The following is a 21082-nucleotide window of genomic DNA, read 5'->3' as shown; positions in this document are numbered from 1 at the left end:
CTCAGCGGACGGGCGGCGGGCCGAAGCGGTTGGCCCCGGCGGTGCCGCGCACGAAGCCGTTGTCCAGCAGCATCCAGATCTGGCCGATCACCGGGATCAGGCCGACGGCCACCCACCATCCCGAGCGGTTGCGGTCGCGCCAGCGTTTGGCCGACACGGCGATGCCGGGCCAGACCAGCAGCATGTTGAGCAGCGCGTCGCGGTGTTCGGCCTCGATGCGTGCGATGTCCAGCAGCGCGCGCCCCAGCAGCCCCAGGCCGCCGAGCGCGACGACGCCGTACAGCCAGAAGGTGCGGCGCGAGACGCGCCCGCGCGGGTCCAGCATCACGCGCAGCGGGTTGGCGCTATCGTCGTCGTCCAGCAGACGGAGTTCTCGGGGGCCGCTCATGAGTCGATTGTCGTCGGGCCGGACCAAGGCCGGCGCCGCAACGAGGCGGGCGCACGACACTGCGGCCGCCGCAGCGCCGCGCCGATGACCGAGGACCTGCTCGTCCAGCGCCCCGAAGGCCTGTACTGCCCGGCCGGCGACTTCCACGTCGACCCGTGGCGGCCGGTGGCGCGCGCGGTCATCACCCACGCTCACGCCGACCACGCGCGCCGCGGCCACGGCGCCTACCTGGCGCAGGCCGACGGCGCCGGCGTGCTGCGTGCGCGCCTGGGCGACATCGCGCTGCAGACCCTGGGCTGGGGCGAAGCCGTCGACATCGGCGGCGTGCGCGTCAGCCTGCACCCGGCCGGCCACGTGCTCGGTTCGGCCCAGGTGCGGCTGGAGCACCGCGGCCAGGTCTGGGTGGCCTCGGGCGACTACTTCGCCAGCGCCCACGCCGACGAACGCAACCCGACCTGCCCGCCGTTCGAGCCGCAGCGCTGCCACTGCTTCATCACCGAGAGCACCTTCGGCCTGCCGATCTACCGCTGGCGGCGCCAGGCCGAGGTCTTCGCCGAGATCGACGCCTGGTGGCGCGCCAACGCCGAAGCCGGGCGCGCCAGCCTGCTGCTGGGCTACAGCTTTGGCAAGGCGCAGCGCCTGCTGGCCGGGGTCGATCCGACGATCGGCCCCATCGTCACCCACGGCGCCGTCGAGTCGGTCAACGAGGCCTACCGTGCCGCCGGCGTCCCGCTGCCGGCCACGCAGGCCATCGACGCACTCGACAAGGCGGCACTGTCGCGGGCGCTGGTCGTCGCGCCGCCGGCGGTGCACGGCAGCGCCTGGGCGCGCCGGCTGGGCGACTGCGCCGACGCCTTCGCCAGCGGCTGGATGCAGCTGCGCGGCGCGCGCCGGCGCCAGGGCGTGGACCGCGGTTTCGTGCTCAGCGACCACGCCGACTGGCCCGGGCTGCAGCGTGCCATCGTCGCCACCGGCGCCGAACGTGTGCTCGTCACGCACGGCTACGAGGCGGTGATGGTGCGCTGGCTCTGCGAGCAGGGGCTGGACGCCGACAGCCTGCGCACCGAATACGGCGGCGACGAAGCTGACGCTTCGTCATGACCTCCATACAGCTCCCCCGAGCCCCCTCCGGGAGGGTGCTCCAGCTCGTTCGACGGCACCCTCCAGCCTCCCTCCGCGAGGGAGGCTCCAGCCAGTCCGACGAGGGGCGCTGCGGTTCGGCCTGCGCCTTGGCGCTCGCGGCTGAACGGCCGATCTAGAGCGTCAGCACGATGCGGCGCGTGCCCGGCTCGGGCTGCTCGACGTCGTAGTCGAAGCCCAGCCGCCCGGCCAGGTCCAGCATGCGGCGGTTCTCGCTGAGCACGGTGGCCACCAGGCGCTGCGTGCCACGCGCCTTCAGGTAGGCGATCAGCTTGCGCATCAGGCGCTCGCCCAGCCTCCCGCCCTTGATGTCCGAACGCACGACGATGCCGAACTCGGCCTCGACGTTGTCCGGGTCGCAGAGCGCACGCACCACGCCCAGCGTCTCCTCGCCCGGGCCGTCGGCCTTGGGCGCGGTGGCGACGAAGGCCATCTCGCGTTCGTAGTCGATCTGCGTCAGGCGGGCGAGTTCGCTGTGTTCGATGCTGCGCCGGCTGTAGAAGACGCGCATGCGCACGTCGTTGGGGTCCAGCCTGGAAAGGAACTCCAGGTGCTGCGCTTCGTCCTCGGGCCGGATCGGGCGCAGCGTCAGCTGCCGGTCCTGCCAGGCGACGGTCTCGCTGAGGTCGGCCGGGTAGGGCCGGATCGCGAAGCGCCGGCTGCCGCCGGGGCCGCGCGCGTCGACGCGGATGCGGGCGTCCAGCGCCAGCACGCCGTGCGCGTCGGCGACGAGCGGGTTGAGGTCGAGTTCGGCGATGCGCGGCTCGTCGGCCAGCAGTTGCGAGACGCGCACCAGCACGTCGCAGACGGCGTCGACGTCGGCCGCCGGCACGTCGCGCCAGCCGGCCAGCAGCCGGGCGACACGCGTGCGCTCGACCAGCGCGCGCGCCAGCGGCCGGTTCAGCGGCGGCAGCGCGACGGCGCGGTCGGCGACGACCTCGACCGCGGTGCCGCCGGCGCCGAACAGGATCACCGGGCCGAACAGCGGGTCCAGCGTCGCGCCGACGATCAGCTCCAGCCCGCTGGCGCGGCGCACCATGGTCTGCACCGAGAAGCCGGTGATCGCGGCGCCCGGCTGGCGCTCGCGCACGCGGCGCAGCATCGAGCTGGCGGCGTCGCGCACCGAGGCGGCGTCGTCGAGGTCGAGCGCGACGCCGCCGATGTCGCTCTTGTGGCCGAGCTCGGGCGCGACGATCTTCAGCGCCACCGGGAAACCCAGCGCCTGCGCCGCGGCGACGGCGGCCTCGGGCTCGGGCGCGACCGAGTGCGTCGCGACGACCGGCACGCCGACGGCGGCCAGCACCGCCTTGGCCTCGGGCTCGGTGAGCCACTCGCGGCCTTCGGCGAGCGCGGCGTCGATCGGCGCGTGCACCTGGGCGGCATGCCACAGCGGCTCGGGTGGCGCGGCCGGCGGCGTCTGGATCAGCAGCTCCTGGTTGCGGCGGTAGGTCTGTAGCATGCCCAGCGCACGCACCGCGTCCTCGGGCGTGTCGTAGGTCGGCAGGCCGGCGGCGTGGCACAGCGCACGCGCTTCGCGCACCGCGTCGCCGCCGAGCCAGCAGGTCATCGGCTGCAGCGGTGAGCGCTGCAGCGCCGGGATCACCGCGCGTGCGACCTCGGCCGCCGGCACGATGGCCGTCGGTGCGTGCACGAAGAGCAGCGTGCCCGGCGAGGCGTCGGTGTGCAGCGCGGCCAGCGCGTCGACATAACGCTGCACCGGCGCGTCGCCGACGATGTCCACCGGGTTGGCGCGCGACCAGCGCGGCGGCAGCACGCGGTCGAGCGCGGCGTAGACCGCGGCGCTGGGTTCGGCCAGCGTCACGTCGGCGGCCTGCGCCGCGTCGGCGGCCAGTACGCCGGCGCCGCCGCCGTTGGTCAGCACGGTCAGGCGCTCGCGCCCGGCGGCCGCCGCGCCGCGCAGCGTCAGCCGCGGGTGCGACAGCGTCTCGGCAGCGGCGAAGAGTTCCTGCAGCGTCTGCACACGCAGCATGCCGGCGCGGCGGATCGCGGCGTCGAACACCAGGTCGGACGTCGCCAGCACGCCGGTGTGCGAGGCCGCGGCTCGCTGCCCGGCCTGGGTGCGACCGGCCTTGACGATCAGCACCGGCTTGTTGCGCGCGGCCGCGCGCGCTGCCGACATGAACTTGCGCGCGTCGGTCACCGTCTCGACGTAGAGCAGGATGGCGCGGGTGTGGGCGTCGCTGGCGAGGTAGTCGATCAGGTCGCCGAAGTCGACGTCGAGCTGCTCGCCCAGCGCCGCGAACAGCGAGAAACCGACGCCGCGCGCCGCCGCCCAGTCCAGCAGTGCGGTGACCAGCGCGCCCGACTGCGAGACGAAGGCCAGCGAGCCCGGCGCCGCAGTGACGTGGGCGAAGCTGGCGTTGAGCTTGAGCCGCGGGTTCAGGAGCCCCAGGCAGTCAGGGCCCAGCACACGCAGCAGGTGCGGGCGGGCGGCGTCCTGCACTGCGCTGCGCTGCCGCGGCGACAGCCCGGCGGTCATCACGATGGCCGCGCGCGTGCCGCGTCGGCCGAGTTCGGCCACCAGCTTGGCGACGGTGTCCGGCGGCGTGCACAGCACGGCGAGCTCGGGCGCCTCGGGCAGGTCGGCGGCGCGTGCGTAGGCACGTTCGCCGCCCAGCACCGGCCGGCGCGGGTTGACGGCCCAGACCGGGCCGTCGAAGCCGCTGCCGGCGGCGTTGGCCCAGACGGTGGCCCCGAGGCTGGCAGGGCGATCGGAGGCGCCGAACACCGCCACCGAGCGGGGTTCGAACAACGAATCCAGATGGCGGGTGCTCATGCGGCCAGTCTAGGGTTAACCTAAGCGCGAGAGTTGACCCAAAACCCGAAGGTCCCGGTGATGAAGATCCTGTTGCCCGTCGATGGCACCCCGTCCGCCCTGTTCGCCGTGCAGCATGCGCTGCGCCTGCGCCAGGAAGGCCTGGACGCGAGCTACGTGCTCGCCAACGTTCAGACCCCGCCGTCTCTTTACGAGGTGATGACCGCCCACGATCCGGTGGTGCTCGACGACGTGCGCCGCGCCGCCGGTGCCGACCTGCTGGCCCCGGCCGAGGCGCTGCTCGAGGCCGCCGGCGCGTCCTGGGAGAGCGAGGTGGCCGGCGGCGAGCCGGGCCACGTGCTCGTCGACCTGGTCGAGACCTACGGCTGCGACGCCGTGATCATGGGCGCGCAGGAAGAAGGCGAGGGCGTGGGCCCGGTGGCGATGGCGCTGCTCGAGCACTGCCCGGTGCCGGTGACCGTCGTGCGCCCGCCGGTTCCGGTCGAGCCCCAGGCCGACATGGAGCCCTGAGCCGGGACATGCAAGGCCGGAAGGCCTTGCGTGCCAGGCTCAGGCCGGAGCGCGATTCCACGCGCGAGGGCTGAGCCGGGCGGAGCCGGCCGCCGCAACATGCGCCAGTTCGCCGCGCTGTACCTGCAGCTCGACGCCAGCACCGCCACCGGCGACAAGGTGGCGGCGCTGGCGCGTTACTTCGCCGAGGCGCCGGCCGAAGACGCCGCCTGGGCGGTCTACTTCCTCGCCGGCGGCCGGCCGCGCCAGTTGGTGCCGGCGGCGGTGCTGCGCGCCTCCGCGCAGCAGCTCGCCGGGCTCGACGACTGGCTGTTCGAAGCCTGCTACCAGGCCGTCGGCGACCTGGCTGAGACCATCGCCCACGTGCTGCCGGCCCCCGAACGTGCGGCCGACGGCGGTCTGGCCGAATGGGTGGAGCAGCGCCTGCTGCCGCTGCGTGGCCTGGCCCCGGCCGAGCAGGCCGCGCGCCTGGCCGAACACTGGGCGGCGCTGGACGCCACCGGCCGCTTCCTGCACGTCAAGCTGATCGGCGGGGGCTTCCGCGTCGGCGTCAGCCGGCTGCTGGTGCAGCGTGCGCTGGCCCAGGCCTCGGGGCTGGACGCCCAGCGCATCGCCCAGCGCATGATGGGCTACACCGACGCGCGCGCCACGCCCAGCGCCGAGCGCTACCGGGCGCTGGTCGCCCAGGGCGAAGACGCCACCACCGACGCCGGCCGCCCGTACCCCTTCTTCCTCGCCCACCCGCTGCAGGCCGAGCCGCAGACGCTGGGGCCGGTGGCCGACTGGCTGGCCGAATGGAAGTACGACGGCATCCGCGCCCAGCTCGTGCGCCGCGCCGGCGGCTGCTGGATCTGGTCGCGTGGCGAGGAGCTGCTCACCGAGCGGTTCCCGGAGGTCGTGGCCGCCGCGGCCGGCTTGCCCGAAGGCACGGTGCTCGACGGCGAGATCCTGGCCTGGCATCCCGGCGACGAGCGCCCGGCGCCGTTCGCGCGGCTGCAGCAGCGCATCGGCCGCAAGACGCTGACGAAGAAGGTGCTGGCCGACGCGCCGGTGGTCTTCATCGCCTACGACCTGCTCGAAGCCGGCGGCGCCGACCTGCGCGCCCGGCCGCAGCACGAGCGCCGCGCGCGGCTGGAAGCCCTGCTGGCGGCGACGCCGCTGCGGGTCTCGCCCGAAGTGACGGCGCCGGACTGGGCAGGCCTGGCCGCGTGGCGCGCCCAGGCGCGTGAACGTGGTGTCGAAGGGCTGATGCTCAAGCAGCGCTGCGCGGCCTACGGGGTCGGCCGCACCAAGGCGGACGGCGTCTGGTGGAAGTGGAAGATCGAGCCGTACGCGCTCGACTGCGTGCTGGTCTACGCCCAGGCCGGCCACGGCCGGCGCGCCAGCGTCTACACCGACTACAGCTTCGCCGTCTGGAACCGCGCGCCGCGCGACGCCGCCGAAGCCGAGGCCGCCGTCGAGGCGGTCGTGGCCGCGTCCGGGCGCCGGTCCGCCGAGGAGCCCGATCCCGACGCGCTGCGCCTGGTGCCCTTCGCCAAGGCGTATTCGGGCCTCAGCGACGCCGAGTTCGCCGCCGTCGACCGCGTGATCCGCCAGACCACGCTGGAGAAGTTCGGCCCGGTGCGCAGCGTGCGGCCGACGCTGGTCTTCGAGCTCGGCTTCGAGGGCCTGGCCGAGAGCGCCCGGCACAAGAGCGGCATCGCGGTGCGTTTCCCGCGCATGCTGCGGCTGCGCCCCGACAAGCCGCTGCACGAGGCCGACACGCTGGCCACGCTGCGTGCGCTGCTGCCGCCGGCGCGCTGATCAGCTCTTGCCGCGCGGCACACGCCCCATCACGAAGAACTCGTCGTTCGGCCGCATGCCGATGACGTTGGCGATGCGGTTGGACAGGCCGAAGAAGGCGGTGATCGCGGCGATGTCCCAGGCGTCCTCGGCATCGAAGCCGTGCGCCGCCAGGGCCTCGAAGTCGGCTTCGCCGATCTCGTGCGAGGCGCTGCAGACCTTCAGCGCGAAGTCCAGCATTGCACGCTGGCGCGGCGGGATGTCGGCCTTCAGGGGGTTCACCGCCACCTGGTCGGCGAGCAGCGGCTTCTTCTCGTAGATGCGCAGGATCGCGCCGTGCGCGACGACGCAGTACAGGCACTGGTTGCGTGCCGAGGTGGCGACGACGATCATCTCTCGCTCGCCCTTGGTCAGGCTGCCGGTGTCCTTGGACATCAGCGCGTCGTGGTAGGCGAAGAAGGCGCGCCACTCGGCCGGCCGGTGGGCCAGCGCGAGGAAGACGTTGGGCACGAAGCCGGCCTTCTCCTGCACCTCGAGGATGCGGGTGCGCAGGTCTTCGGGCAGGTCCTTCAGTTCGGGCACGGGGTAGCGGGACACGGGGCTCATCGGCGGCATCGGCGGGGGGTGGCGACGCTTCAGTCTGGAGGCCTCCGCGGCGCGCCGCCACCCGGGCCGACCCGCGGCTTGTACCGCCGCGCACAGGGGCCACTGCGATGGCTGCCTACAATGGCGCGTTTTCCGGTTGCCGACGCGAAGCCGTTACCCGCTTTGAACACAGTCCTCGAAGACCGGTCCAGCAGCCCCGCCTGGCCGCGCCGCCGTTTCCTCACCGCCCTGGCCGCCGCCGGTACCGCCTTTCCGGCGGCCGCGCAGTTCCGCGTCGACGTCTCCGGCGTCGGCGCGCGCCAGATCCCGATCGCCATCGCGCCCTTCCGCGACGAAGGCTCGCTGCCGGCCGCCGTCTCAGGCATCGTCGGCGCCGACCTCGCGCGCAGCGGCATGTTCCGCGTCGACGGCTCGCCCGTGGCGCTGGACGAACGCAGCGTCGTCACCGCCGCCGAATGGCGCACACGCGGTGTCGATGCCGTCGTCGGTGGCTCGGTCACGCGCCTGGCCGACGGCCGCCTGGACATCCGCTTCTCGCTCTGGGACATCGTCAAGGGCGAGCAGCTGGTGTCGCAGAGCAAGCTGGTGCTGGCCGCCGACCTGCGCCTGAGTGCGCACCGCATCGCCGACGCGATCCACGAAGCGCTCACCGGCGAGCGCGGTGTCAACGCCACGCGCATCGTCTACGTCGTCAAGTCCGGCAGGCGCTACACGCTCAACGTCACCGACGCCGACGGTGAAGGCGGCCAGGTCGCGCTGGCGAGCCCCGAGTCGATCATCTCGCCGGCCTGGTCGCCCGACGGCCGCGAACTTGCCTACGTCTCGTTCGAGACGCAAAAGGCGGTCGTCTGGGTGCAGGACCTGGTCACCGGGGGCCGGCGCAAGCTGGCCGATTTCCGCGGCTCCAACAGTGCGCCGGCCTGGTCGCCCGACGGTCGTGAACTCGCGGTGACGCTGTCGCGCGACGGCCTGTCGCAGCTCTACGCGATGCCGCGCTCCGGCGGCACGCCGCGCCGCCTGACCAGCAGTTCGGCGATCGACACCGAGCCGGTGTACGCGCCCGACGGCCGCTCGATCTTCTTCGTCAGCGACCGCGGCGGTGGCCCGCAGATCTACCGCCTGCCGCTGGACGGCGGCGGCGCGCAGCGCGTCACCTTCACCGGCGGCTACAACATCAGCCCGGCGGTGAGCCCGGATGGCAAGTCCCTTGCTTACATCTCGCGCCAAGGTGATGCCTTCAAGCTGATGACGCTCGATCTCGCGACGGGGGGTGTGCGCACGCTCACCGACACGCGCGACGACGAGAGCCCGAGTTTTGCGCCCAACGGCAAGTTGATCGTCTACGCGACGCGTCAGCAAGGCCGTGACGTGCTGATGACGACCACGCTCGACGGTTCGTTCAAGACGCGGCTGGTGACCAGCGGCGCCGACATGCGCGAGCCCGCCTGGGGGCCGTTCGAACGCTGACCGTGTCGGCCGGTTGCGCCCCGCCGACGTTGTTCTTCCTGTTACCGTTTCCTAAGAGGAGTATTCCCATGACCCGATTCCACCGCCTGCCGCTCGTTTCCGCGCTGTCTGCCGCGGCCGTGCTGCTGGCCGCCTGCGGCACCACGACCGATCTGGCCGACACCAAGGCCCCGGTCGAGACGCGCCAGCCCGCCGCCGACGCGAATGCCAACGCGAACGCGACGCCGCAGTCGAAGGTGGCCACCGTCGAACTGTCGGCGCGTGACGCCGCCGCCGCTGCCGCGGCCAAGGCGCGCACCGTGTACTTCGACTTCGACAGCTACGTCGTCAAGGACGAGTACAAGCCCGTCATCGACGCCAACGCCAAGTTCCTGACGCTGGACAAGGCCGTTCGCCTGAGCGCCGAAGGCCACACCGACGAACGCGGCGGCCGCGAATACAACCTGGCCCTGGGCCAGAAGCGTGCCGAAGCCGTCGTCAAGGCGCTGCAGGTGATGGGCGCGACGGCCGGCCAGGTCGAAGCGGTCAGCTTCGGCAAGGAACGTCCGGCCGATCCGGGCCATGACGAAGCCGCCTGGTCCAAGAACCGCCGCGTCGAGCTGAAGGACAAGTGATGACCCACCCCCGTAGCGCCTTCGGCGCTCCCCCTCAAGGGGGCGCCGCCAGCGACCCGGCGGAGCCGGGCCGCGGCGGCAGCTTGGTCCGCCGCGACACGTCCGCCGTCGTTCGCTATGGGCTACGGGGTGCGTTCAAGCGCCTGCCCGGGGCCGCCGCGGTGGCCCTGGCGGCGCTGGTCGTCGTCAGCATGCCGGCGCAGGCCGGTCTGTTCGAGGACGACGAGGCGCGCAAGGCGATCCTCGACCTGCGCCAGCGCGTGCGCAGCGTCGAGGACCAGTCTGCCGCCACGGCGGCGCAGCAGAACGAGACCATCGAGTCGCTGCGCCGCACCATTCTTTCGCTGAACAACGACCTGGAGACGCTGCGTGCCGAGCTCGCGAAGCTGCGCGGCAGCAACGAGCAGCTGGTGCGCGACGTCACCGAACTGCAGCGCCACCAGAAGGACGCCAGCCAGGTGCTCGACGACCGGCTGCGCAAGCTCGAGCCGGCCAAGGTCAGCATCGACGGGCGCGAGTTCGAGGTCACGCCCGACGAACGTGCTGCCTACGAGGAAGCCATGGGCGTGCTGCGCACCGGCGACTTCGACAAGGCATCCTCCGCGCTGGCGGGGTTCCTGACGCGCTACCCGTCCAGCGGCTACGCCGACTCGGCGCGCTTCTGGCTCGGCAACGCGCAGTACGGCAAGCGCGACTACAAGGGGGCGGTCGCCAGTTTCCGCGCCTTCGTCGCCGCGGCGCCGCAGCACCCGCGTGCGCCCGAGGCCCTGCTGGCACTGGCCAACAGCCAGGCCGAGGCCAAGGACACGCGCGGCGCCCGCCGCACGATCGAGGAACTGCTGAAGACCTATCCCAAGTCCGAGGCGGCGGTGGCCGGCAAGGAGCGCCTGGCGTCGCTGAAGTGAGCGCCGTGCTCGACGATGCCGCCGCCGACCTGGAGCGGCGTTTCGGCGGGCTGCGGCGCCTGTACGGTGACGCCGGCTACGAACGGCTGCGCGCGGCGCGCGTGGCCGTCGTCGGTGTCGGCGGCGTCGGTTCCTGGGCCGTCGAGGCCCTGGCACGCTGCGGCGTCGCCCGCCTCGTGCTGATCGACCTGGACCAGGTCGCCGAATCCAACGTCAACCGCCAGATCCAGGCGCTGGGCGCCACGCTCGGCATGGCCAAGGTCGACGCGCTGGCCGCGCGCATCACCGACATCCACCCCGGCTGCGAGGTCGTGCGTGTGGAGGAGTTCGTCGAACCCGACCACTGGCCGGCGCTGCTGCCGTGCGCGGTCGACGTGCTGATCGATGCCTGCGACCAGACGCGTGCCAAGGCCGCGCTGGCGGCCTGGGGCATCACCACGGGCGTGCCGGTGATCTGCGTCGGCGCGGCCGGCGGCAAACGCGAGCCGCAGCGTGTCGAGGTCGCCGACCTGTCCGAGACCACGCACGACCCGCTGCTCGCCGGGCTGCGCCAGCGCCTGCGCCGCGATGGTGTCGTGCCGCGCAAGGGGGCGGCACGCCTGAGCTGCGTCTTCTCGCGTGAACCGGTGGCCCAGCCGCAGGCCGGTGCGTGCTCGACCGACGGCAGCCTGAACTGCGCAGGCTACGGCTCGGTGGTCACGGTGACGGCCACCTTCGGCCTCGTCGCGGCGGCGCAGGCAGTCGAGCGCATCGTGCATGCAAAAAAGTGCTTGCAGAGCTGAATGAGCGCTGCATATAATGCGAGGCTCCGCAGACGACGGGGTCGTTAGCTCAGTCGGTAGAGCAGCGGACTTTTAATCCGTTGGTCGCGTGTTCGAGTCACGCACGACCCACCAAGCGAACAGCGGATATCGAATTCAGGGCTCTTAGCTCAGTTGGTAGAGCAGCGGACTCTTAATCCGTTGGTCGAGTGTTCGAGTCACTCAGGGCCCACCAACACCAAGCCGCTTGGCGCGAAAGCTTCAAGCGGCTTTTTGTTTTGCTTCTTGCGAATGGCGCGCGCCGACTGCGAACTCGGCCATTCGACGCCCACTTCTCCGACCTCATGAGATAATAAGACGCATTATCATTGGTCCGTTCAAGGCGGGCCGGCATTCGCCCGCCTGTACGCCAGCTGGCGCCACGGCATTCCTTGAGCACCCCGAGAATTGCCGTGCTGGAGCGTTATCACCGCGAACTGCTTCAGTTTCTGCGTCGTCAGGTCGGTGACGTCGAGACGGCTGCCGACCTGACCCAGGAAAGCTGCCTGCGAGTCCTGAGCCTGCAGTCGTCGGGGCAGCCAGTGCTGGACCTGCGTGCGCTGCTATACCGCACCGCCCGCAATCTCGTGATCGACCAGCGCCGGCGCGCGTCCCATCGCCAGCACGAGGACATCGACACGCTGGCGGAGACCGAGCAGCCGCTGGCGCCGCGCCATCTGCAGCCAGAGGAGATGCTGTCTTGCACGCAGCAGGTCCGTGCGCTGGTGCGTGCCATCGAGTCCTTGCCGCCCCGTTGCCGCGAGGCCTTCGTGCTCAACCGCTTCGAGGGTCTTTCGCACCAGGAGGTGGCCGACCGCATGTCCATCAGCCGCAACATGGTGGCGCAGCACGTCGCGCGCGCGCTCGTCGTCTGCCAGGCCGGGCTGGACCGGGCAGCGGGCGGGCCCGCGGTTCGCGAGCCGCTGGAGTGAGCGCCGCAAACATCGTCCCCGGTGCCGTGCCTGACCTCCACCTGCCGGCAACTCGTGCGTCTACATCCAGTAGAACGTCTCACCCATGAACGCCTCTTCCTCGTCTCGCGCCGCAGACGATGCCCCCGATCCCCGCGAACACGATGGCCAACCGGCCGCAGCGCGCACGCTGGAAGAAGACGCCGCGCTGTGGGCCGTGCGACGCCAGGACGGGCTGACGGCGCAGGAGGAGGCCGAACTGCAGGACTGGCTCGCCGGTGACCCGGAGCGTGGAGCGCGGCTCGGGCAGCTCACCGCCCTGTGGGGCCGTCTCGGTGATCTGCCGGCCGATGAAGTGTCCGCGCTGAAGGCGTCATCGACACCGGCGCCGTCCGCGATGCAGGGTCCTCCGCCCATGAAGCGCAGCTGGGCGCGCGCCAGTCGGCCGGCGGCCGGTGGACGCTGGTTGGCGCAAGCGGCGCTGGCCGGACTGACGGCAATGGCGCTCGGCGGCGGCTGGCTGGGTTTTGGCTATTGGCAACAGCAGCCCCGCTTCGTCCAGGCGTTGACCACCGCGCGCGGCCAGCAGATCTCCGCCACCTTGCCCGACGCCAGCGCACTGCAACTGGATACTGCAACCCGTCTGGACGTGGCGTACTACCGCGACCGCCGCGAGGCGCGGCTGGCCCGCGGCCAGGCCTTGTTCCAGGTGACACCGGATGCGGCGCGTCCGTTCCACGTGTTCGCCGGGCCGATGCGGATCACCGTCGTCGGAACACGCTTCTCGGTTCGCCATACCCAGGACGGCCCCAGTCCGGGTCAGGTCAGCGTGGTGGTGGAGGAAGGACACGTGCGCGTGGCCAGGATCCGGGAGGACACGACGGCGCAGCGCGGTTTCGCCGCAGGCGAGCCCGACTCCGTGGACCTGGTCGCCGGCCAGGCCGCCGTGGCTGATGCACAGGGCCGCATCGGCACGGTCACGCGCACTTCCGCGGCGACAGCGGCGGCCTGGCGCCGCGGCCGCCTGGTTCTCGATGACACGCCGCTGGCCGCCGCCGTGGCCGAGTTCGAGCGCTACGGCGACACCGGCATCGTCATCACCAACCCGGCGGTGGCCGCGCTGCGTTTGAACGGCAGCTTCGACCTGCAGCAGGTCGGTGTCTTCAAGCGCGCCTTGCCGCAGGCGCTGCCGGTGCGCCTGCGTGCGCTTCCCGACGGCAGGACCGAGGTCGTGGCGGCACCCTGAGCGCCCCGCCCGGAGCCGCGACGGCGGCGCTTGACGGGCCGCCGCGTGGGGATGACATCAAGTGTTCCGCAGGTCGTGCGTCTTCATTGGTAGTGATTCTTGTTCAGGTACCAAAGGAGACCTTCTCGATGCCGCAGTTCCGTGTTCCGCTGGCTCCCACCGCACTGGCCGCAGCGCTGTTCCTGTCAGGGCTGGCCGTCCCCGCTGTGCAGGCGCAGACCGCCGCCGCGACCCAACAGAACCTTCACGCCATCGAACTCCCGGCCCAGCCGCTGGGTGATGCGCTGAACGAACTGGCCCGCCAGGCCGGTTTGCAACTGCTGGTGCGGCGTGAACTGGTGCAGGGCAAACAGGCACCGGCCGTGAGCGGCCGGCTCAGTACCGACCAGGCACTGGAGCGTCTGCTGGCGGGCAGCGGCTTGACGGCGGCGAGCGACGGCCCGGCGGTCGTCGTGCGCCCGGCTCCGCCGGCGAAGGGCGAGCCGGCCGTCCTGCCGACGCTGAGGGCGCGCGCCAGCGTCGAGCGTGAAGACGCGCGCGGGCCGGTTCGGGGCCACGTCGCGCGACGCAGTGCAACGGCCAGCAAGACCGACAGCGAACTGCTCGACATCCCCCAGACGGTGTCGATCGTCAGCGCGCAGCAGATGGCCGACCAGGGCGCACGCTCGATCACGTCCGCCCTGGGCTACACCCCGGGCGTCGTGGCCCAGTACGGCGACAGCGACGTGCGCCACGACTGGCTCACGGTGCGCGGCTTCACGCCCGCACGCTATCTGGACGGGCTGCGCCTGCCTTTCGGTGCGCGCGGATACGCCCAGCCCCGCATCGAGTCCTTCGGGCTGGAGCGGGTGGAAGTGCTCAAGGGGCCGGCGTCGGTGCTGTACGGTCAGGCGGCTCCGGGCGGGCTGGTCAACATGGTGCGCAAACGGCCGACGGGCGAGACCTCGCGCGAGATCCAGCTGCAGTACGGCAGCTACCGACGCAAGCAGGCCGCGGTCGATGTCGGCGGCAGCCTTGCCGGTGCAGGTGAGCCGGCGTACAGGGTGGTCGGCGTCGTCTCGGACGGCGGCACGCAGTTCGATCACGTCGAAGAGCGCAAGCGCTACCTCGCGCCGTCGCTGAGCCTGCACGCGGGCGACACCACCCGGCTGACGCTGCAGGCCGAATACCAGAAGATCGATTCCCCCGGGGGCGGCGGCGCTCCGGCACTGCCGCTCAACGGCACCCTCGACAGCAGCCTCTACCCGAAACTCTCGCGCAGCACCTTCGTCGGCGAACCTGGTTACGACCGCTTCGAGAACGAGCAGTGGTTCGTCGGCTACGAGTTCGAACACCGGCTGGACGCCGGGTGGGTGCTGCGCCAGAACCTGCGCTACGGCGACGTCGACACCGACACGCAGCGGGTGCAGGCGTTCTGTCTCAGCGCCGAGAGCTGTGATCCGTCGGCCCTGCTGCGTTATGCCTGGGCGTTCCCGGAACGCTCGAGGCTGCTGACCGTCGACAACCAGGCGGTGAGGACGCTGGAAACGGGCGCTGTGCACCACACCCTGCTGCTGGGCGTGGACTATGCGCGCGAGAGGAGCGCGTTCGAGGAGTCCCAGCTCAGCGTCCTGTGGACGCCGTTCAACGCCTACAGCCCGACCTACGGCACGGCGGTCAGTCGTCCGGCAGCGAGCATGCTGATCGACCAGAAGTCCTCCCAGATCGGCGTCTACGCCCAGGACCAGATCGGCATCGGTGCGCTCAAGCTCACGGTGGGGGGGCGCTACGACCGAGCCGACATCGACACCGACACCCGGCAGGTGACCGCGGGGACTTCGTCGCAGGTGCGGCAACGCGACCACGAGCTCACGGGCCGCGTCGGCGCCGTCTATCGCCTGGACAACGGCGTCGCTCCGTATGCCAGCTATTCGACCTCGTTCCAGCCCGCCGGCGGCACCGACCGCAACGGCGAGGCCTTCGATCCGACGACGGGCAGGCAGATCGAGGCCGGCGTCAAGGTTCAGCCGCCCGGCTCGCGTTCGCTGTTCACCTTCTCCGTCTACCAACTGACGCAACAGAACGTCTTGACGCCGGATCCCGTCAACACCAACTACAGCACGCAGTCGGGCGAGGTGCGCATGCGCGGTGTCGAGATCGAGGGCAAGTTCCAGCTCCTGGACCGGCTGTCGATGATCACCTCGTACGCATACACGGACAGCGAAATCACCAAAGACAACCCCGGCTCCTCAGGCAGCAGCAACGAAGGCAACCATGCCGCCTTCGTGCCGCGCGACCAGGCCTCGCTGTGGGCCGACTACGGCCTCGGGGGCGACTTCGCGGGACTGAATCTCGGCGGCGGCATCCGCTACGTGGGGCGCACCTGGGGCAACAACGCGAACACGACCGAGATCCCGGGGTACTCGGTCACCGACTTCGCCGTGCGCTACGACCTCGGCCGGCGCAACCGAAGCCTGCAGGGCCTGCTGCTGGCGCTGAACATCAGCAACCTGTTCGACAAGCACTACGTCAGCACCTGCCTGTCCACCACCACCGCCTGCTATTGGGGCGAAGGGCGCAAGCTGAGCGGAACCCTGAACTACCGCTGGTGACGTCGCTGGCGGCTGCGCGCGCGCCGTGCCGGCCGAATCGGGCTCCAGCGCGGTGCGCCGAGAGCAATGGGCCGAGCAGGATGGGCATCATCCCCAGCACCGGCAGCGCGACTGAGCCGAGCGTCTGCGCGCCGAGGCCAGCGTCTGGATCAGGCGCTGCGCTTCGCGCCGTGCCTGCGCTTCAGGAAGTGCGGCTCGGCTCGCACGCCGAGGTCAGCGCCGCTCAGGCCAGCGCCAGCAGATGGCGCAGATGCTGCTCCGAGGCGCGGAACTGCGTGTCCTCCTCGGCCGTGAACTCGTGGTGCAGGATGCGCTGCACGCCGCCGCGGCCGACGACGCAGGGCACGCTCATCACCAGGTCGGTTACGCCGTACTCGCCCTGCAGCAGCACGCCCAGCGGCAGGATCGACTGCTCGTTGCACTCGATCGCGCGGATGATGCGGAACACGCTGGCGGCGATGCCGTGGTTGGTGTTGCCCTTGCGCTCGAAGATGCGGAAACCCGCCTCCAGTGTGCGCCGACGGATGTCCTCGCGGTCCACCGGCGGCAGGCCGTTCAGGCGGCAGAAGGTGTCGACCTCGGCGCCGCAGACGCGGCACAGGCTCCAGGGGATGAAGCCGGTGGCGCCGTGGTCGCCCAGCATGTAGCCGTAGAGGTTCTTCGGGTCGATCTTCACGTGCTCGGCCAGGATGCGCAGGAAACGCGCGGTGTCGATCAGCGTGCCGGCCGACAGCAGGCGCTCGCGCGGGTAGTTCGACGCACGCAGCATCACCTGGGTCATCACGTCGACCGGGTTGGTGACGTTGATGACCACGGCGCCCGGCGAGTGGCGTTCCACGCGGCCGATGATGTCCTGCAGGATCCGGCTGTTGACGCGCACCAGGTCGTCGCGCGTCTGGCCCTTCTGCAGCTGGGCGCCGGCGGTGATGACGACGATGTCGCTGTCCGCCGTCTCCGGATACTCGCCGACGACCAGCCGCGGGTTCTTCGCGTAGGTGAACGGCGTCGTGTGGGAGAAGTCCCAGATCTCGGCCTCGGCACGTTCGCGCAGCTTGTCGACGGCGACGATCTCGGTCACCTCGCTCATGTGCACCAGCAGACCGACGATCTCGGTGCCGACGGCACCCATTCCGATCACGGAAACCTTCATCTCGTTGTCCTGTCGTGGCGGCCTCGGCCGCCGGGGTTCGATGGAATGCGGGCAAGCATTGCCCGTGCCGCGACGCCGTTCATGCGCTGGAGACGACCTCGTGCAGGTGGCGCACGAACTCGGCCACCAGCGCCCCCGGCCGCGGCTGGGCGGTCCTGACGCGCACGCCGACCGCCGGCAGCGCCGGCAGGCGCGTGTCGGGCGCCAGGATGCGCAGGTCCGGTGGCACCGCCGACTGCGTCAGCACGGCGATCGCCTGGCCCGAACGCACGACGGCCAGCAGCCCGGCCATGCCGGCGCTGGCGTAGGCCACGCGGTAGGCGACGCCGGCGGCGTCCAGGCGTTCGCAGGCGGCGCGGTGGTCCAGCGTGTCGGGGTCGGACAAGGCCAGGCGCAGCGGCTCGCGTGCCGCGCCTTCGTCGTCGCGCAGGCCGACCCAGACCAGCGGCTCGCGGCGCAGCGCCGGTTCGGCGCCGTCGGCGGTGGAGACCAGCGCCAGGTCCAGCTCGTGGCGGCGCAGCCGTTCCTCCAGCCGCGGGCTGGGCGCGCAGACGACGTCGACCACGGCCTGCGGGTGCCGCCCGGCGAAGCCGCGCAGGATGCGCGGCAGAAAGGCCGCGGCGTAGTCGTCGGGGCAGCCGAAACGCAGCGTGCCGGTGAGGCCGGCCCCGGTCAGCTCGGCCAGCGCCGCGTCGTGCTGCTGCAGCAGCGTGCGCGCATGGCCCAGCAGGCGCTCGCCGTGGTGCGTCAGCGTCACGCCGCGTGCACCGCGGTGCAGCAGCGGCTGGCCGATCAGCGTCTCCAGCTTCTTGACCTGCATGCTCGCCGCGGCCTGGGTGCGGCCGATGCGCGCGGCGGCGCGGCCCAGCGTGCGCGTCTCGGCGACGGCGACGAAGCAGCGCAGCAGGTCGGGGTCCAGGTCTCGGCTCAAGCCATCAGTATGGCTGATGGCTGCCGTCAGAAAGATTAGCTTTTCTTGATGCTGAGGCTTGCTTAGGCTGGTCGCCATCCGAGCTTCCCTGCGCCCCGCGCCATGTCCCGCAACGACGACCCGCAGTTCTGGCAGAACGCCCGCCGCCACCTCGTGCGCTACGGCGGGCGCTTCGAGCCGATGATCATCGAACGCGCCCACGGCAGCTTCGTCTACGACGCCGACGGCCGCGCGATCCTGGACTTCACCTCGGGCCAGATGAGCGCGCTGCTCGGCCACGGCCACCCGGAGATCGCCGAGGTCGTCGCCGACCACGCACAGCGCCTGGACCACCTGTTCAGCGGCATGCTGAGCCGCCCGGTCGTCGAGCTGGCGAGCAAGCTCGCCGGCGTCGCACCGGCCGGGCTGGAGCGTGCGCTGCTGCTGACCACCGGCGCCGAGTCCAACGAAGCCGCGCTGCGCCTGGCCAAGCTGTACACCGGGCGCCACGAGGTCGTCGGCTTCGCCCAGTCCTGGCACGGCATGACCGGCGGCGCCGCGTCGGCCACCTACAGCGCCGGGCGCCGCGGTTACGGCCCGGCGGCGGTCGGTTCGTTCGCGATTCCCGCGCCGTACCCCTACCGCCCGCGTTTCGAGCGCGGCGGCGTCTACGACTGGCAGGCCGAACTCGACTACGCCTTCGACCTCGTCGACCGCCAGTCCTGCGGCAGCCTGGCGGCCTTCATCGCCGAGCCCATCCTCAGCTCGGGCGGCATCCTCGAGCTGCCGCCGGGCTACCTGGCGGCGCTGAAGGCCAGGTGCGTCGAACGCGGCATGCTGCTGATCCTCGACGAGGCCCAGACCGGCATCGGCCGCACCGGGCTGATGTTCGCCTGCCAGCGCGACGGCGTGACGCCGGACATCATGACGCTGTCCAAGACCCTGGGCGCCGGCCTGCCGCTGGCCGCGGTGCTGACGACGGCCGAGATCGAGCAGACCTGCCACGAACGCGGTTTCCTCTTCTACACGACGCACGTCTCCGACCCGCTGCCGGCCGCCGTCGGAGCCAAGGTGCTGGACATCGTCGCGCGCGACCATCTCGTCGAACGTGCACGGATCGCCGGCGCGCGCCTGGAAGCCGGCCTGCGTGCACTGCAGCGCGACTTCGAGTGCATCGGCGACGTGCGCGGCCGCGGCCTGCTGCTCGGCCTGGAGCTGGTGAAGGACCGCGCCACGCGCGAAGCCGCGCCCGAGCTTGGCGCCGCGATCACGCGCGAGTGCATGACGCTGGGCCTGAGCATGAACATCGTGCAGCTGCCCGGCATGGGCGGCGTGTTCCGCATCGCGCCGCCCTTGACCGTCAGCGACACCGAGATCGACCTCGGGCTGGACCTGCTGCGCCAGGCGATCACGCGGGTGCTGGCCAAGGGCGTCTGAAGGCCCGGCGGGCTCAGCGCCTGCCGCGCCGGCGGATCGTCGTGCTCGGCAGTTCGCCGAAGGCCTTGCGGTAACGGGCGGCGAACAGGCTCATGTGCGCGAAGCCCCAGCGCAGCGCGATCCCGGAGACCGATGCCGGCATCTCCGGGTCCAGCAGATCCTGGCGAACGCGTTCCAGCCGGATCTGGCGCAGACAGGCCGACGGTGTGGTCTCGCGGAAGCGCTGGAATCCTTCCTGCAGCGCGCGCACGCTGACCGACGCCGCCGCGGCGACGTCGGCGATCGAGATCGGCTGCGAGGCGTTCTCGCGCATGTAGTCGATCGCCCGGACGACGTGACGGGGCGCTGGCGGCAGGCGCCGCAGCGTGCGCAGGCGCTCGGTGACGCTGCTCGGCACGCCGGCCAGCAGCAGATGCAGGATGGACTGGCGCAGGTTCAGCAGCGCGATCGGTGCGTGCTGCAGCGTCGCTTCGTCCGACAGGCCGCGGTGGAGGACCTCCGCCAGCTTCATCGCCAGCTGCAGCGTCGGCGCGCTGGCGGGATGCAGCGGCGCGAAGCGCAGGCGCTCGCGCGGCACGGTGCCCAACTGTTCGGCGACGCACGCCGCCATCAGCTCGCTGTCGATGCCGACGCTGCGAAGGTCCGGCGTATCCGAAAGGGTGACGCGGCGGATGCTTCGGCCGTCGACGACCAGACCGTGGCCTTTGTCGTGGACCAGGCTTGCCCCGGTCCAGGTCTCGACCGAATGGCGGCCGCGCACCGCAATCGCGAAGTAGTAGCCGTCGCCGGGTTCGTCGCTTTCGAGCACGAGTCCGCTGTGGCTGCGCATCCGGCAGGCGCGTATGCCTTCGATGCTCGCCATCGACAGCTGCAGATGGAATCGTGGTGCCGGTGTCCAGACCCGCATCGGGCTATAGGTGCTGGACAGCATTGCTGCGGCCTCGTCGGCATCGGTGGTCTGCAGTTCGAGCCGCTGCGGCACTGCCGCGCTCATGGCCTGATACCGGCTGCGGTGATCGTGGGATCGGGCTCTGCTCGTGCGTCTGTGGGCTTGTCTGCTGTGACCATTCGGTTCGCGATAAAGGGCTGCAGGTTCGACTGCTGATGTCTGCCGGGCGGTATGGCCCCAGATCGGCAGGAAACGCCGTCGGAAATATCGGGAAAGCGCGCCGGGTAGCAAATGAACGCGCCGATTGCCACTGTCTCGCGCTCGTGCCGTCAATCCATGGCGTTCACTGACGTTTATCCAAAGGTAATTGACAAGCCTTTCGCTGGTGACATCTCCAGCGTCTCTCTCCTGTGGTCTGCAGCCACGGATCAACCGTCAGAAAAGGGGCGATGATGAAAATGAAACTCGCGACAAAGCTCTTGTCGGGCTTTATTAGCATTTGCGCGCTGGGTGCCTTGGTGAGCGCCGTCGGCATTCGCAACATGGCGACGATGCACGAGTCGACGGACCGGATGTACTCATTCGACCTGCTCGGGCTGTCCCATACCAAGGAGGCGAACATCAACCTGCTGTACATCAGCCGGGAACTGAGGAATGCCTTGCTGGCGTCGTCCGAGGAGCAGCGCGGTGCGGCGCTGCAGAAGGTCGATGCGAATCTCACGCGGGTGCGCCAGAACATGGAGCTGGCGAAGCCGCTGTTCACGACGGAAAGCGGCCGGGCAGCCTTCTCGGAACTCGAACGCAACTGGTCGGAGTACGTGGCCGCGGTCGACAAGCTGCGGGCCTCCTGATTAGCAACGTGCCTCAGCAGTCTCACGCAGTGAGCCAGTGAACTTCTACGCTGGCAGCACCGCTCACGAGGAGACGCTGATGGCGATG

18 protein-coding genes and 2 tRNA genes are annotated in these 21082 nt (G+C 71.1%); 14 read left to right on the top strand and 6 right to left on the bottom strand.

What is annotated here, in order from left to right:
• Position 1: 1 nt before the first annotated feature.
• Entirely contained in the window at positions 2–388 is a 387-nt protein-coding gene (locus EV684_RS15620) for a DUF805 domain-containing protein (RefSeq protein WP_132648219.1), read from the bottom strand.
• A gap of 84 nt (positions 389–472) precedes the next feature.
• Here EV684_RS15620 and EV684_RS15615 point away from each other — a divergent pair, with 84 nt between their 5' ends.
• Positions 473–1489: a ligase-associated DNA damage response exonuclease gene (locus tag EV684_RS15615; protein WP_132648218.1), complete on the top strand. Its 1017-nt coding sequence runs from the start codon at positions 473–475 to the stop codon at positions 1487–1489.
• Between the two features lie 154 nt (positions 1490–1643).
• Here the strand turns inward: EV684_RS15615 and EV684_RS15610 are convergent, their stop codons facing one another.
• Positions 1644–4325: a bifunctional acetate--CoA ligase family protein/GNAT family N-acetyltransferase gene (locus EV684_RS15610; protein ID WP_132648217.1), complete on the bottom strand. Its 2682-nt coding sequence runs from the start codon at positions 4323–4325 to the stop codon at positions 1644–1646.
• Between the two features lie 60 nt (positions 4326–4385).
• Between EV684_RS15610 and EV684_RS15605 the strand changes: the two genes are divergently transcribed.
• Both EV684_RS15605 and EV684_RS15600 read left to right on the top strand, forming a co-directional pair.
• Positions 4386–4835 (top strand): universal stress protein, encoded by a 450-nt coding sequence (locus tag EV684_RS15605; RefSeq protein WP_132648216.1) that lies wholly within the window; start codon positions 4386–4388, stop codon positions 4833–4835.
• Positions 4836–4934: 99 nt separating this feature from the next.
• The gene (locus EV684_RS15600) at positions 4935–6638 is read left to right on the top strand and encodes an ATP-dependent DNA ligase (protein ID WP_132648215.1); all 1704 of its coding nucleotides are present in this window, start codon (positions 4935–4937) and stop codon (positions 6636–6638) included.
• Here EV684_RS15600 and EV684_RS15595 read toward each other — a convergent pair whose 3' ends face one another.
• Positions 6639–7223 carry a peroxidase-related enzyme gene (locus EV684_RS15595; RefSeq protein ID WP_132648214.1) on the bottom strand — a complete coding sequence of 195 codons (585 nt, stop codon included), beginning with the start codon at positions 7221–7223 and terminating at the stop codon, positions 6639–6641.
• A 162-nt stretch (positions 7224–7385) separates the two neighbouring features.
• Between EV684_RS15595 and tolB the strand changes: the two genes are divergently transcribed.
• From tolB to EV684_RS15550, 9 genes are all read left to right on the top strand, one after another.
• Positions 7386–8690: a Tol-Pal system beta propeller repeat protein TolB gene (gene tolB / locus EV684_RS15590; RefSeq protein ID WP_132648213.1), complete on the top strand. Its 1305-nt coding sequence runs from the start codon at positions 7386–7388 to the stop codon at positions 8688–8690.
• A gap of 68 nt (positions 8691–8758) precedes the next feature.
• Positions 8759–9304, top strand: a complete 546-nt coding sequence (gene pal, locus EV684_RS15585; RefSeq protein WP_132648212.1) for a peptidoglycan-associated lipoprotein Pal — start codon at positions 8759–8761, stop codon at positions 9302–9304.
• A gap of 161 nt (positions 9305–9465) precedes the next feature.
• Positions 9466–10209 (top strand): tol-pal system protein YbgF, encoded by a 744-nt coding sequence (ybgF, locus tag EV684_RS15580; protein ID WP_132648409.1) that lies wholly within the window; start codon positions 9466–9468, stop codon positions 10207–10209.
• Positions 10206–10991, top strand: coding sequence for a tRNA threonylcarbamoyladenosine dehydratase (locus EV684_RS15575; RefSeq protein ID WP_132648211.1), 786 nt, complete (start codon positions 10206–10208; stop codon positions 10989–10991). The genes ybgF and EV684_RS15575 overlap by 4 nt, the downstream gene beginning before the upstream one ends.
• Before the next feature lie 38 nt (positions 10992–11029).
• Positions 11030–11105 (top strand) — tRNA-Lys (locus EV684_RS15570).
• 24 nt (positions 11106–11129) lie between these two features.
• Positions 11130–11205 (top strand) — tRNA-Lys (locus EV684_RS15565).
• A gap of 217 nt (positions 11206–11422) precedes the next feature.
• A complete protein-coding gene (locus tag EV684_RS15560; RefSeq protein ID WP_132648210.1) occupies positions 11423–11941 on the top strand; it encodes an RNA polymerase sigma factor in 519 nt (172 codons plus the stop codon).
• Positions 11942–12026: 85 nt separating this feature from the next.
• On the top strand, positions 12027–13166 hold the full coding sequence (locus EV684_RS15555) for a FecR family protein (protein WP_132648209.1): 1140 nt from the start codon (positions 12027–12029) through the stop codon (positions 13164–13166).
• A 128-nt stretch (positions 13167–13294) separates the two neighbouring features.
• The gene (locus tag EV684_RS15550; protein WP_132648208.1) at positions 13295–15757 is read left to right on the top strand and encodes a TonB-dependent siderophore receptor; all 2463 of its coding nucleotides are present in this window, start codon (positions 13295–13297) and stop codon (positions 15755–15757) included.
• A gap of 223 nt (positions 15758–15980) precedes the next feature.
• Here EV684_RS15550 and EV684_RS15545 read toward each other — a convergent pair whose 3' ends face one another.
• Entirely contained in the window at positions 15981–16907 is a 927-nt protein-coding gene (locus EV684_RS15545; RefSeq protein ID WP_132648207.1) for a malate dehydrogenase, read from the bottom strand.
• 79 nt (positions 16908–16986) lie between these two features.
• Positions 16987–17838 (bottom strand): LysR substrate-binding domain-containing protein, encoded by an 852-nt coding sequence (locus EV684_RS15540; protein ID WP_132648206.1) that lies wholly within the window; start codon positions 17836–17838, stop codon positions 16987–16989.
• A gap of 102 nt (positions 17839–17940) precedes the next feature.
• Between EV684_RS15540 and EV684_RS15535 the strand changes: the two genes are divergently transcribed.
• Positions 17941–19254, top strand: a complete 1314-nt coding sequence (locus tag EV684_RS15535) for an aspartate aminotransferase family protein (RefSeq protein WP_132648205.1) — start codon at positions 17941–17943, stop codon at positions 19252–19254.
• 13 nt (positions 19255–19267) lie between these two features.
• On the opposite strand, the gene EV684_RS15530 is transcribed toward EV684_RS15535, so the two are convergent.
• Entirely contained in the window at positions 19268–20434 is a 1167-nt protein-coding gene (locus EV684_RS15530; RefSeq protein WP_132648204.1) for an AraC family transcriptional regulator, read from the bottom strand.
• A 161-nt stretch (positions 20435–20595) separates the two neighbouring features.
• Between EV684_RS15530 and EV684_RS15525 the strand changes: the two genes are divergently transcribed.
• Positions 20596–20994: an MCP four helix bundle domain-containing protein gene (locus EV684_RS15525; RefSeq protein WP_165908507.1), complete on the top strand. Its 399-nt coding sequence runs from the start codon at positions 20596–20598 to the stop codon at positions 20992–20994.
• Positions 20995–21082: the final 88 nt, after the last annotated feature.

It is taken from the genome of Rubrivivax gelatinosus, from assembly GCF_004340905.1.
GTDB lineage: Bacteria > Pseudomonadota > Gammaproteobacteria > Burkholderiales > Burkholderiaceae_C > Rubrivivax > Rubrivivax gelatinosus.
The sequence above is the reverse complement of the archived record's forward strand: the minus strand, read 5'-3'. Positions and strand labels throughout refer to the sequence as shown.

What these genes read in the sequence shown, in the direction of transcription:
- EV684_RS15620 (WP_132648219.1), bottom strand. Translation starts at nt 388, where the DNA reads ATGAGCGGCCCCCGAGAACTCCGTCTGCTGGACGACGACGATAGCGCC.
- EV684_RS15615 (WP_132648218.1), top strand. Translation starts at nt 473, where the DNA reads ATGACCGAGGACCTGCTCGTCCAGCGCCCCGAAGGCCTGTACTGCCCG.
- EV684_RS15610 (WP_132648217.1), bottom strand. Translation starts at nt 4,325, where the DNA reads ATGAGCACCCGCCATCTGGATTCGTTGTTCGAACCCCGCTCGGTGGCG.
- EV684_RS15605 (WP_132648216.1), top strand. Translation starts at nt 4,386, where the DNA reads ATGAAGATCCTGTTGCCCGTCGATGGCACCCCGTCCGCCCTGTTCGCC.
- EV684_RS15600 (WP_132648215.1), top strand. Translation starts at nt 4,935, where the DNA reads ATGCGCCAGTTCGCCGCGCTGTACCTGCAGCTCGACGCCAGCACCGCC.
- EV684_RS15595 (WP_132648214.1), bottom strand. Translation starts at nt 7,223, where the DNA reads ATGAGCCCCGTGTCCCGCTACCCCGTGCCCGAACTGAAGGACCTGCCC.
- pal (WP_132648212.1), top strand. Translation starts at nt 8,759, where the DNA reads ATGACCCGATTCCACCGCCTGCCGCTCGTTTCCGCGCTGTCTGCCGCG.
- EV684_RS15555 (WP_132648209.1), top strand. Translation starts at nt 12,027, where the DNA reads ATGAACGCCTCTTCCTCGTCTCGCGCCGCAGACGATGCCCCCGATCCC.
- EV684_RS15550 (WP_132648208.1), top strand. Translation starts at nt 13,295, where the DNA reads ATGCCGCAGTTCCGTGTTCCGCTGGCTCCCACCGCACTGGCCGCAGCG.
- EV684_RS15545 (WP_132648207.1), bottom strand. Translation starts at nt 16,907, where the DNA reads ATGAAGGTTTCCGTGATCGGAATGGGTGCCGTCGGCACCGAGATCGTC.
- EV684_RS15535 (WP_132648205.1), top strand. Translation starts at nt 17,941, where the DNA reads ATGTCCCGCAACGACGACCCGCAGTTCTGGCAGAACGCCCGCCGCCAC.
- EV684_RS15525 (WP_165908507.1), top strand. Translation starts at nt 20,596, where the DNA reads ATGAAAATGAAACTCGCGACAAAGCTCTTGTCGGGCTTTATTAGCATT.